The sequence below is a fragment of the Sphingopyxis sp. BE235 genome (genome assembly GCF_031457175.1).
Classification (GTDB): Bacteria; Pseudomonadota; Alphaproteobacteria; order Sphingomonadales; family Sphingomonadaceae; genus Sphingopyxis.
In genome coordinates, this window is record NZ_JAVDWC010000001.1 from 309,828 (window position 1) to 321,604 (window position 11,777).

The window sequence follows — 11,777 nt, forward strand, 5'->3', positions numbered from 1 at the left end:
CCGCCGAGACAATCGACGAATGACGGCGCCGGATCGCCGAGGTAGCCTACCAGTCGATGGCGAAGAATTTCTGGCAGGGCGCCTTGCGCATCGAGGGCGAGACGGCCTGGTGGTCGGGCACGATCGGCGATGCGATTCCCCATCGTCATTTTGCGGCCCAGGCGGTTTTCGCGGACTCGCCCGTGCGAGCCATCGGAAGCGACGGCCGCGAAATTTCGGGCACCTGCCTGTTGATCGAACCCAACGCCCGGCACCAACTGCTCCCGTCCGCCGGTGCGGATATCTGTTTTGTCGAACCGACCGCCGGTTTCGGTCCGCCCGACACGTTGCGGGATCGCATCGAAGCAGGCCGGTTTCAGATCGTGCCGGGCGCTGCGACGCGTTCCTTCTGGCAGGACTGGATGATGCGCGCCCCGCGGCGAAGCATCGATACGCGCATCTCGGACATGACTGCGACGATCGAACGGCGCCTCCCGCTCGGCGCGGTTCGTCTGTTCGATGTCGCCGCCGGGACCCGGCTTTCGGTCGGCCGGCTCCGGCACCTGTTCGCTTCCGAGATTGGCATGCCGTTCCAACGCTATATCCTGTGGCGGCGCCTGAGCGCGGCGTTCGAGGGGCTGCTGGCAGGATCGAACATCACCGAGGCGGCCCATGCAGCCGGCTTTGCCGACGCCGCGCATTTTGCCCGGACGATCAAGGCCATGTTCGGCATCCGCGCCAGCGACATCATTCTGGAGCGATAGCCGCATCGTTCAAGCGTGCCGGTCCCCGCGGGACTAGTTTCCCGATTATGACAGACACAAATCGAGATTTCGTGCCCGCGCTGGGCAAGGCGGGCAATATCGAGCGATACGATGCTGTTCTCGCCTTGATGACGCGCGAAAAGAGGTGGCGGGGCGAGCTGGTGAAGCTCGTCGCTCCGGCGGCCGGCGAGACGATCGTCGATATCGGATGCGGCACCGGAACGCTTGCGATAGCGCTCAAGGCGGCGACCCCGACCAGCATCATCTTGGGCGTCGATCCCGATCCGGATATACTCGACATCGCCCGGAGAAAGGCAGGAGAGGCGGATGCGGACATCCTCTGGTTCGAGGAGATGGGCGATGCGCTCGATCAAATCGGCCCGCTCCAGCAATGCGACAAGATCGTCTCGAGCCTTGTGCTCCATCAATGCCCGATGGACGTGAAGGAAGCGATCGTCGGTCAGATGTGGCGGCTGCTGAAACCGGGCGGCGGGCTCTACATCGCCGACTATGGCGAGCAACGCTCGCTCCTGATGCGAACTTTGTTCCGGCAGGTTCAGATGATCGATGGCTTTGAGCTTACCGAGCCGAATGCGCGGGGCTGCGTCCCCGAAATCCTGCACGGCGCGGGTTTTCGCGATGTCGAGGAAGTCCGGGCCATCCAGACCCCGACGGGATCGATCTCCCTTTATCGGGCGGAGCGCTAGCTCGCGCCGCGGCTAGTCATGCTCCGGCTCGGCGCATTGCTCGCTGGCGGATTCCATCTGCAATGTTGCGTGCGAGATTTCGAATGCGTCGTGCAACGCTTCCGAAACCGCCAGCCGAACGGCGTCCGCTTCACGCCCCGGCGTCAGGACCACATGCGCCGTCAGGCTCATATCGCGGCCAGCGATGGACCAGAGATGGAGGTCGTGGACTTCAGCCACACCCTCGACAGCTGCGATGCTTGCGCGCACCGCCCCAAGATCGACGCCTCGCGGAACGCCTTGCAGCAGGATATTGGTGGTGTCGCGCAGAAGAATCCACGTCCGCGGCAGCACCCAGAGGCCGATCGCGATGGCGACGATCGGGTCGACCCAGCTCCAGCCGGTGAAATAGATCAGGATCGCGGCCCCGATGACCCCGAGCGAACCGAGCATATCGGCCCAGACCTCGAGATAGGCGCCCTTGACGTTGAGGCTCTCGTCCTTGCCGCCCGAAAGCATTCGCATCGATACAAGATTGATGATGAGCCCTGCGGCGGCAACCGCCAGCATGCCGAGCGACTGGACCTCCTGCGGCTCGACGAAACGCTTGATCCCTTCGTAGAGAATATAAGCGGCAACCGCGAAGAGCAGCAGGGCATTGAACGCTGCGGCGAGGATTTCGAAGCGGCGGTAGCCATAGGTTCGCTTGACGTCGGCGGGGCGGCGACCGATGCGGATCGCGGCCAGCGCAATCGCGAGCGCGGCCGCATCGGTGAACATATGCCCCGCATCGGAGAGCAGGGCGAGGCTGTTGAACAGCCACGCCCCCACCAGTTCGGCGAGGAGAAATGTGCCCGTCAGCGCCAGCGCGATCGTCAGGTTCCGGCTGTTCGCGCCCGCCATATGGTCGTGCCCGGAATGGCCGCCCTCTTCTTGACTATGCGAATGCGCCATCGTCGATCCTTTCGTCCTTCTGCGCGCGTCCGCCTCCATAACGCGCGTAGAGGGTCGGAAGTACGAAGAGAGTGAGCAAGGTGGCCGAGATCAGCCCCCCGATCACCACCGTTGCGAGCGGCTTCTGCACCTCGGCTCCGGCGCCGGTCGCGAGCGCCATCGGCACGAATCCGAGACTTGCGACAAGCGCGGTCATCACCACGGGACGCAGGCGCATGAGCGCGCCTTGCCGCGCGGCTTCCGCCCGCGCCATGCCTGAGCGCATCAGCTCCTGGATCGACGACACCATCACGAGCCCGTTGAGCACCGCGATACCCGACAGCGCGATGAACCCGACTGCTGCCGAGATCGAGAAATCCATGCCGCGCAGGAACAGGGCGAGCACGCCGCCGATCAGCGCCAGTGGCACCCCGGTGAACACGATCGCCGCGTCGCGCGGCGAACGAAGCGCGCCGTAGAGCAGCAGCAGGATCAGGATGAAACACGCCGGGATGACGAGCAGGAGCCGATCGCGAGCGGAGGCCAGATTCTCGAACTGGCCGCCCCATTCGAGGTAGCTGCCCGCGGGTAAGCGGACATCCTTCGCGATACCTGCCTTGGCATCGGCGACGACGTCGGAAATCGCGCGGCCGCGAACATTGGCCTGGACGACGATGCGCCGCTTGCCATTTTCGCGACTGATCTGGTTGGGTCCATCGATGACGCGGATGTCGGCGACGCTGGCGAGCGGCACGAAAGAGCCGCCGGGAACGCGGACCTGCACCTGTTCGAGCACCGAGAGGTCCGAGCGCTGCGCGTCCGACAGCCGGACGACCACGGGGAAGCGGCGGTCGCCCTCGAAGATCGTGCCGGCCTGGCGGCCGCCGATCGTCGCGGTTACGACGTCCTGCACATCCTGTGCGGTGACGCCGAGCCGCGCCATCGCCTCGCGGTTCGCCCGAATATCGAGCATCGAGAGACCTTCGGTTTCTTCGACACGCACATCGGTCGCGCCATCGGTCTTCCGCAAGATCGCGGCGATTTCCTGCGCGGTCCGGTTCATGGCGTCGAAGTCGTCGCCATAGACTTTGACGGCAATGTCGCCGCGTACGCCGGCGATGAGCTCGTTGAAGCGCATCTGGATCGGCTGGGTGATCTCATAGGCATTGCCCGGAATCTTGTTCAGCTCCTTTTCCAGCCGTTCGACCAGTTCGGCCTTGGGCAGGCTGGGGTCGGGCCACTCCTTTCGGGGTTTCAGGATCACGAAATTGTCGGTCGCATTGGGCGGCATCGGATCGGAGGCGAGGTCTGCCGTTCCGGTCTTCGAAAAGACGATGTCGATCTCGGGCTGCTTCGAGAGCATCCGTTCGATCGGAACCTGCATCGCCTGGCTCTGGACCGAGGTCGAGGGAACGCGGAACGCCTGGATAAGCAGGTCGCCCTCGTCGAGCTGGGGCAGGAACACCTGGCCGAGCGAGAAGAAGGCAAGGATCGCGACGACGAACCCGCCGATTCCGGCGCCGAGCGTGACCTTGGGTTTGCTCATCGCCCGGTCGAGGCCGGGTTCGTAGCGTTGCTTCAGCCACACCATGATTCGGCCCTCCTTCTCCTCGACGCGCTTGGAGAGCCAGATGGCGATCGCGGCCGGCACGAAGGTCAGCGAGAGGATGAAAGCGAAGGCGAGCGCAATGATCACGGTCAACGCCATCGGAATGAAGGTCTTGCCTTCGACACCGCTCAAGGTGAGCAAAGGCACATAAACGAGGATGATGATCGCCTGGCCATAGACCGAGGGGCGCACCATCTCGCGCGCCGCCGCTGCGACCGAAGCAAGCCTCTCCTGAAGCGTAAGGATCCGCCCCTCGCGATGCTGGAACTCGGCCATGCGGCGAAGCGCATTTTCGACGATGATGACGGCGCCATCCACGATGAGGCCGAAGTCGAGTGCGCCGAGGCTCATCAGGTTCGCCGACACGCCCGCGTGCAGCATACCGAAGCTCGTGAGGAGCATGGTGATCGGGATGACGAGCGCCGCGATCAGCGCCGCGCGGAAGTTGCCGAGCAGCAGGAAGAGCACGACGATAACAAGCAGCGCGCCCTCGGTCAGATTCTTGCCGACCGTCCAGATCGTCGAATTGACGAGCTTGGTGCGATCGAGAACCGGTTCGATGACGACGTCGGGCGGGAGCGACGCGTTGGTCGCATCGAGCCGGTCGGCAACCGCGGTCGCGACGGCCCGGCTGTTCTCGCCGATGCGCATGATCGCGGTGCCGACGACGACCTCGGTGCCATTCTCCGATGCTGAGCCCATGCGTACGGCTTGGCCGGTGCGGACGCTTGCCACCTGGTCGAGTGTGATCGGCACGCCCGATCGCGTCGCGACCACGACCCGCGACAGCTCGGCGGTATCGCGAATGAGCGCATCGGAGCGGACGGCAAGCCCTTCGCCGTTGCGTTCGACGACCCCGCCGCCGACGCTTGTGTTGTTGCGTTCGAGTGCTTCGGCAAGATCGGTGAGGCTGAGGTCGAGCGCCGCCAGCCTCTGCACATCGGGCACGACCATATATTGCTTCGAATAACCGCCGATCGCATCGATCCCGGCGACGCCCGGGACGGTGCGGAGCAGCGGCGTGACGATCCAGTCCTGCGCGGTGCGAAGATAGGTGGCCTTGTCCGCCTCGGTGACGAGGCGTTCGCCCTCGGGTGTTACATAGCTGCCGTCGGGTTGGAGGCCGGGTTCGCCGGGCTTGTGCACATCATCCTTGCGGTGCGCGAGACGCACCGTCCACATATAGACTTCGCCGAGCCCCGTCGCGATCGGACCCATCTCGGGCCGGACGCCGTCGGGCATGGTTTCGGTGGCTTCATTGAGGCGCTCGCCCACCTGCTGGCGCGCAAAATAGATATCGGTCCCATCGGTGAAAACGGCGGTGACCTGGGCGAAACCGTTGCGGCTCAGCGAGCGTGTATATTCAAGCCCTGGAATCCCCGCGAGCGCAGTCTCGATCGGGAAGGCGACCTGCTTCTCGACAAGTTCGGGTGAAAGCGCGGGCGCGCGGACGTTGATCTGGATCTGGTTGTTGGTGATGTCGGGAACCGCGTCGATCGGCAGGCGCGACAGCGCGAAGGCTCCGATGACGGCGGCGATGGCGGTGAGCAGGACGACAAGCCAGCGCTTCTCGACCGCCCAGGTAACGGTGCGGGCGATCATGGCTTAATCCTCATGGCCTGCTTCGCCCTTGCCGATTTCCGACTTGAGCGCGAAGCTGTTGGTGATGGCGATCTGTTCGGTGCCTTTCAGTCCCGAGCGTATGATCACATTGGCGCCGGCGCGGTCGCCCAGCACGACCGGAACGACCTTAAAACCCTCTTTGGTGCGAACGAACACGACACTCTTGCCTTCGACGGTCTGGATCGCGGTCGAGGGAGCGCTGATCGATGCATCGCCGTCGGCGCCAGCGAGCGCGACCGAGGCGGTCACCGCTTCGCCGACGCGCCATTGTCCGGCGCGATTATCGAGGATCGCGATCGCGGGCACGAGCTTCGTGGCCGGATCGAGCGCGGGCGAGACGAAGCTGATCTTGCCGGTCGCCTGGCGTCCGGGCGCGCTGACCGAAACGATAGCGCCCGGGCGGATGCGTCCTGCGTCCGCGGGCTGAAGGTTCAGCGACAGCGAAACGCTCGACAGGTTCGCGATGCGGTAAAGCTCGGCGTCGGCGGCGACGGTCTGTCCGAGAACGACGCTGCGCGCGATCACCTGCCCCGAGATCGGCGCGGCAATCGCGATCCGGTTGAGCTGGCCGCCACCGCCTCCAGCTGCCGATAGCTGTTGCTGGGCGAGCTGATAGGCGATCCGCGCCTCGGTCGCGGCGGTTCGCGCCGCAATGACATCCTGCTCGGGCGACACGCGCTGCGCGAACAGCCGTTCCTCGCGGGCGAGATGGGAGTTGGCGAGCGCGAGGCGCGCGCGCGTCGCCTGCACCTCGCCCTGGAGCTGCGCTGCCTCCCGGCTTTCGATGATCGCGAGCGTCTGTCCCCGGCCGATGGTCTGCCCGAGATTGCGATTGAGGGCGACGACGCGCCCGCCGATCGCGGCCGACACGGCCTGGGTTGCTTGCGGATCGCCTTCGATCGTCGCCGGCAATTGCAGGGCGCCGGCGCTGCCGACCGTCGGGCGACCGAGGGCGATCCCGGCGATCTTGACCTGTTCGTTCGTGAGCGCGATTTTTCCTTCGTCGGCATGGCCGGCCTCTTCCTCGCCATGCTCGTCGGCGGGCTTGGCGCTCTCGCCGCCGCCGCACGCCGCGAGGAAGAATGGCAGTGTCGCGGCGAGCAGCAGCTTTCGGCTGATGTTGATGGTCATGGCGTCAATTTCCTTCGAGGGGCGCGGGAGCCGTGAGGCGTTCCAACCGGGCCTTGGCAAGTTGATAGGAGGCGAGCGCTTCGATCGACGCGACCCGCATCTCGGTCAGCGTCCGTTCGGCATCGAGCAGGTCGAGCTGCCCGAATTTGCCCTCGCGGTAGCCGATGCGCGCGATCCGGGCCGCTTCCATCGCTGCCGAGAGGGCGGGGCCGCTCGCGACCCGCGCCGCCGCTGCCGCATTGGCGGCCTCTACCTCGGCATCGCTGATCGCCTGCTCGACGTCGAGCGCTGTGACACGGCGCTGCGCGTCGGCGCGCCGCCGCTCGGCATTCGCCTGATCGACCGCCGCGCGTCCGTTGTTGAACAGCGGCAGCGGCACCGAGACGCTGAACACCGCCGCCACGTCGTTGGTCGCCTCGAGTCGGCGAACCCCCGGCCCAACCGTGACGTCGGGCACGCGCTGCGAGCGTGCCAGCTGGACGCCGGCATCGGCTGCCCGGAGATCGGCGTCGGACGCCGCCAACGCGAGCGTGCCCGACGCCGAAACAGGGCGGGGTGGGCCCGTCGTTCCGTTTCCGGGTCCGCCGAGCACCGCTATGTCGAGCGGGCCGGCGACCGGACGTCCGACGCGCCGCGCGAGGTTGGCACGGGCGGCATCGGCGAGGCGCCGCGCCTTGTCGGCCTCGGCTTCCGCGGTCAGGCGCGCGACTTCGGCGCGCTCCTGTTCGAGCGGCGATGCGCGCCCTGCCTGCACCCGGATTGTCGCGGCACGCGCGGTGTCGCCCGCGATACGATACTGGTCCTCGGCAATCGCGACCCGCACTTCGGCCGCGGAGGCCTGGATATAGAGTTCGGTCACTTGCAGCCTTATGTCCGCCCGGGCGATCGCTTGGGCGATTTGCGCGCGGTGCGTCGCTGCATCGGCAACCGCGACGCGCGCTTGCCGCTTGCCGCCGAGTTCGAGTGGGATCGCGACGCTTGCCGTCACGTCGGCGCCATTGATGCCATTATAGGGCCCGGTGCCGACGAAATTCTCGACTTCGACCGAAAGCGCGGGATTGGGCCGGAGCCCCGCCGCGCGGCGCGCGGCGTTCGCGGCATCGACGTCCGCCGCCGCGGCTTCGGCCGCGGGCGCGCTGCCGCCCGCGAGCGCGACGGCCTCGCCGAGCGTCAGAAGCGGACCCGATATCTGGCGGCTTTCGGTGCCGGCCTCCTGTGCGTGCGCGATTGCGACGCACGATGTGGCTGCCACCAGGGCAGCAACGAACCTGAACATAAAGATTCCATCCTCGGTTGATCGGAGAGATCGCCGCATAAAAAGCGGCGAGCGTGCTCAGATCGCGAGGAGCGGCGGATCGAGTAGCGGGGGCAGGACGCGCGAAGCGAGCTGGGTCACGGGCGCGGCAAAAAGCGGCGCGCGGGCTGGTTGCGCTGGGGTGTCGGTCGACGTGGCCTTGAGGTCCGGCGCGACAGGGCAATGATGATGCCCGCCATGCACGAGCGTCGATGCGGGATTCGGCCTGTCCTGTTCGCCGTCGCCGGCCGACAGGTGAAAGGCGGTTTCGCTTGCCGTGAAATGTGCCGACGCCGGTTCGGCGACGTGCATGCTGCAAAGCAGCACCCCGATGATCATCAGCAGTCGCATGAACGCATTCGGCATGGCCGTTCCCTTATCAGCGCGAAACCGGTTTGTCGTGTGGCGAAATCATCTTGGCGAGATCGGGCGGCACCGGCATTGGACGGAAGGCGCTGATCCGTGCGCGGCCGGTGTTGCCGACGGGCAGCCTTCCGGTTAGCGATCCCAGCGGGACGAGGGCGAGCCGCAGCAGCTGGCCGGCCGCCTCGCGCCAGTCGCGAAGGGCAATCGCAAAACCGAGCATGTGCCAGTGCGCAGACAGGTGAAGCGTGAGGAAGGGCTGCGCGACGATGTGCGCGCGTCCGATGGCGTTCCAGGCGGTGGGATGGTCGCCGTCGCGGCGCGCGGCACGATATTGCGTCATCTCGGCCGCGATCAGGGCGGCCGCGTCCCGACGGTTCAACATGCTCATGCGACTATCCCTTCGCTCGATTCGCTGCCCTTATGCACCCTGTAGCTACTACAGGGTCAAGCCTGCCGATCGATCGACACGGCGCCACGCATTTTCGGATTTGCGCCATGCTACTGACTTGTCGCGACCGCGATGTTAAAGCGCCGGCGGGTGCCGGTCACGCGGGGTTGAAGGGCTCCAGCATGCCGAACCATGCGACGAGCGCGAGGATTGCGAGACCCGCCAGGGCTTCGAGGACCAGGCTGCGGCGCATCGCGCGCGCGGCGCTGGCAGGATCGGTATCGGGCTCGTCGCATGCGCGCCCGAGCGCGGGGGTGAGACGCCAGCGGTTGGCGGCGGCGAGCGCCAGCATCGCGGCGAACAGGACGAGCTTTATCGCGAGAAGCTGACCATAGGGCGAGGCGATCGACCGCCCGATATTCTCGGCCCCGACGATCATCTGGCCGTTCACCAGTCCGGTCGCCGCGATCAGGAGCACGCACAATGTCCCCACCGGCGCGAACCGGTCGAGGCTTCGGGCCGTCATCGCGAGACGGTCTTTTGCGACCGGTTCGCCCGGACGGAGCATCAGGAGGAAGCCGGCAATCGCGCCCAGCCAGATCGCGGCGGCAATCATATGGAGCGCGTCGCTTGCCCGGTGAATCCATCCGGCGGTGCCTTCGCTCGCGCCGGCATGGCCCGACCAGACCAGCGTCGCCAGCGCAACGGCTCCGGCGACGGCGACGATTATTGTCGCCGCGACCGGGCTGCGGGCGATACGGAAAGCGGCGACCGCGGTGACAAGCAGGGCAGCCATGCGCACGAGCCAGGCGACGCCGACATCGGTCTCGTCCACGAGCGCGACGACCATTGCCGGGTCGATGGCGAAGATCCCGACCCCCTGCATGCTGGCGGTCAGGACCGCCATGCCCATGAGCGAAAGGAACAGCGCCGCGGCGCAGAGCCACGGCAGCGGCCGGGAGAGGATCGATCCCAGTTCGGGATCCCGTCGCTCGCCAGGCTCCAGCGCATGGAGCGGGAAAGCGGCGAGTCCCGTGATGAGCATCAGGACAGCGAACAGCGCGAACCGGATACCCATCAGCAGGAGATCGGCCACGGCCTTATTTCACCGTGAAGCTGAATTCGCTTCCCATGCGGTGCGTATCGGCGCCCGCTGCCGACCATGTGACCTTGTAGGTGCCGGGGACGAGCGCGCGCTTGGCGGTGAGCGTCAGCGACTTGCCGTCCTTGCCCATCGTCGACGTCGCGGGAATCTTCATCGGTGCGTGATTGGCCATGCCCGGCATGCCGGTCATCACCAGCTCCGCTTTCACGGTCGAGGCGATCAGCTTTTCGTTGAAGCGCAGGTTGACCGAGGTCACCTTCGAGGCGGTCGCATTCGCGGCCGGGGTCGAGCCCACCAGCTTGGTATGCGCGCCCGCCGCGACGGGCGTCAGAAGCAGCGCGAGGGCGGCGGTTGCAGCGGGGAGAAATGACTTCATTATAAAAACCTCCAAATCCGGGTCTGTCCTGCTAAATACGCAAGGCGGCGGCACAGCCCTCGGAATTTCGACAAGACTTTGTTGGACTATTTCTGAGGGGTGATGCGATCGTCCGCGTATGCTGTTTGGAAGGACTGGCGGGAAAGGCCGATGGACGAACTCCGGATTTTGAATGAGGCGCCCGTTCCGGCCGCGCTCGAAACGCTCGACGAGCGTGTGCTGTCCGCGCTCGCGGGTCGGCAGCGCGAGGCGTCGGCGGTGCGGCGCATGATGGCGATTGCCGCTTTCGTTTCGCTGGGTGGTGGCTTCGTTGTCGGCAGCGCCGTCGTTCCGCCCGCCGTTGCCGCGAGCCCGATCACGCCGCTCATTCCGGCCAGTCCGCTGGCCCCCTCGACCTTGCTGGATTCGCGTTGATGACGTCGTCGCGCCGTTTGCTGCTCTTCGGTCTGGTCGCGTTCGTCGCAGCACTCGCTGGCGTGCTCGCCGGACGCCTCGTCGTCGAGGCGCCGCGTGCCAGCGAAACCGAACTCCACGGGCTTCTCCATCGCGAGCTGAAGCTTTCACCCGCGCAGCAGGTGAAGCTCGACAAGATCGAGGCGAAATTCGCGACCCGGCGCGATGCGCTCGAACTCGACATGCGCGCCGCCAATATCCGGCTCGCACAGGCGATCGAGGCCGAACATGGCTATGGACCGCGCGTTACCGAGGCGATCGACGAGACCCACCGGGTGATGGGCGAGCTGCAGAAGGAAACGCTCCAGCATCTGTTCGCGATGCGCGTCGTTCTCGATCGCGAGCAGGCCGCGATGTTCGACAAGAGCGTGGTCCGGGCGCTGACCGCCGATGCGCGGTGACCCTCGACCTTGCGCAATGTAGCGACCGCGAGCTCGCCGCGCTGGCAAGCGCCGGTCAACAGCAGGTCTATCGGGAATTGTTGCGACGCTACAAGCCGCCAGTCTTTCGCCTGATCCGCGCGAATATTGGCGATCCGGACGAGGCAATGGATTTGACGCAGGAAACCTTTGTTGCCGGCTTTGCGGCGCTCGGCCGCTATGATGCGGACCGGCCTTTCCGGATATGGATCGCCCGGATCGCGCTCAACAAGTGTCGCGACTGGGCGCGGCGCCGCGCGGTCCGGTCCTTCTTCGCTCGCGCCTTGCCGCTCGAAAGCGCGCATGATGTCGCGAGCGACGGCCCGGCGCCCGATGCCGAAGCGGCCGATCGGGCCGAACTCGCTCGCGTCCGCGCCGCCATGGCCCGCCTCGCACCCAATTTGCGCGAGGTTCTGGTGCTTCGCGGCGTCGAGGAACTGAGCCAGGCGGAAACCGCCGAACTCCTCCAGACCAGCGAGAAGGCGGTCGAGATGCGGCTCTACCGCGCCCGCGCGAAATTGAAGGCGCTGCTCGGCGAGACGGTCGCGCGCGGGACAGGCTGAAGGCAGAAGCGCGGCCCACCCCGCAATTTCGTCCGAAAGCGTGAGGGGCGGGCGAGCGTGCCGCGTATGACTATTAGAGACAAGGCAA

At 66.2% G+C, this 11,777-nt stretch carries 13 protein-coding genes; 5 read left to right on the forward strand and 8 right to left on the reverse strand.

The features are described 5' to 3' along the window. Positions 1–83 precede the first annotated feature (83 nt). Positions 84–743, forward strand: coding sequence for a helix-turn-helix domain-containing protein (locus tag J2X38_RS01540; RefSeq protein ID WP_310250498.1), 660 nt, complete (start codon positions 84–86; stop codon positions 741–743). Positions 744–814: 71 nt separating this feature from the next. Then, positions 815–1,450 carry a class I SAM-dependent methyltransferase gene (locus J2X38_RS01545; protein WP_310250501.1) on the forward strand — a complete coding sequence of 212 codons (636 nt, stop codon included), beginning with the start codon at positions 815–817 and terminating at the stop codon, positions 1,448–1,450. A gap of 12 nt (positions 1,451–1,462) precedes the next feature. On the opposite strand, the gene J2X38_RS01550 is transcribed toward J2X38_RS01545, so the two are convergent. The 8 genes from J2X38_RS01550 to J2X38_RS01585 form a co-directional block, all read right to left on the reverse strand. Beyond that, positions 1,463–2,383, reverse strand: coding sequence for a cation diffusion facilitator family transporter (locus J2X38_RS01550; protein WP_310250504.1), 921 nt, complete (start codon positions 2,381–2,383; stop codon positions 1,463–1,465). After that, positions 2,367–5,573 (reverse strand): CusA/CzcA family heavy metal efflux RND transporter, encoded by a 3,207-nt coding sequence (locus J2X38_RS01555; RefSeq protein WP_310250509.1) that lies wholly within the window; start codon positions 5,571–5,573, stop codon positions 2,367–2,369. The genes J2X38_RS01550 and J2X38_RS01555 overlap by 17 nt, the downstream gene beginning before the upstream one ends. Before the next feature lie 3 nt (positions 5,574–5,576). Then, the gene (locus J2X38_RS01560) at positions 5,577–6,725 is read right to left on the reverse strand and encodes an efflux RND transporter periplasmic adaptor subunit (protein WP_310250512.1); all 1,149 of its coding nucleotides are present in this window, start codon (positions 6,723–6,725) and stop codon (positions 5,577–5,579) included. A gap of 4 nt (positions 6,726–6,729) precedes the next feature. Next, complete coding sequence (locus tag J2X38_RS01565; RefSeq protein ID WP_058538635.1) at positions 6,730–8,001, reverse strand: TolC family protein; 1,272 nt, start codon at positions 7,999–8,001, stop codon at positions 6,730–6,732. Positions 8,002–8,058: 57 nt separating this feature from the next. Further along, complete coding sequence (locus J2X38_RS01570) at positions 8,059–8,385, reverse strand: hypothetical protein (RefSeq protein WP_310250522.1); 327 nt, start codon at positions 8,383–8,385, stop codon at positions 8,059–8,061. A gap of 13 nt (positions 8,386–8,398) precedes the next feature. Next, positions 8,399–8,773: a DUF3703 domain-containing protein gene (locus J2X38_RS01575; RefSeq protein ID WP_310250523.1), complete on the reverse strand. Its 375-nt coding sequence runs from the start codon at positions 8,771–8,773 to the stop codon at positions 8,399–8,401. 157 nt (positions 8,774–8,930) lie between these two features. Next, a complete protein-coding gene (gene copD / locus J2X38_RS01580) occupies positions 8,931–9,869 on the reverse strand; it encodes a copper homeostasis membrane protein CopD (RefSeq protein ID WP_310250526.1) in 939 nt (312 codons plus the stop codon). 4 nt (positions 9,870–9,873) lie between these two features. Then, on the reverse strand, positions 9,874–10,254 hold the full coding sequence (locus tag J2X38_RS01585) for a copper resistance protein CopC (protein WP_058538638.1): 381 nt from the start codon (positions 10,252–10,254) through the stop codon (positions 9,874–9,876). 150 nt (positions 10,255–10,404) lie between these two features. Between J2X38_RS01585 and J2X38_RS01590 the strand changes: the two genes are divergently transcribed. The 3 genes from J2X38_RS01590 to J2X38_RS01600 are packed head-to-tail and all read left to right on the forward strand — an operon-like array spanning position 10,405 to position 11,689. Then, on the forward strand, positions 10,405–10,668 hold the full coding sequence (locus J2X38_RS01590) for a hypothetical protein (protein ID WP_058538639.1): 264 nt from the start codon (positions 10,405–10,407) through the stop codon (positions 10,666–10,668). Continuing rightward, positions 10,668–11,108, forward strand: coding sequence for a periplasmic heavy metal sensor (locus J2X38_RS01595; RefSeq protein WP_310250532.1), 441 nt, complete (start codon positions 10,668–10,670; stop codon positions 11,106–11,108). Before J2X38_RS01590 ends, J2X38_RS01595 begins: the two co-directional genes overlap by 1 nt. Continuing rightward, complete coding sequence (locus J2X38_RS01600) at positions 11,105–11,689, forward strand: RNA polymerase sigma factor (protein WP_310250535.1); 585 nt, start codon at positions 11,105–11,107, stop codon at positions 11,687–11,689. The genes J2X38_RS01595 and J2X38_RS01600 overlap by 4 nt, the downstream gene beginning before the upstream one ends. The last annotated feature ends 88 nt before the right edge of the window (positions 11,690–11,777 follow it).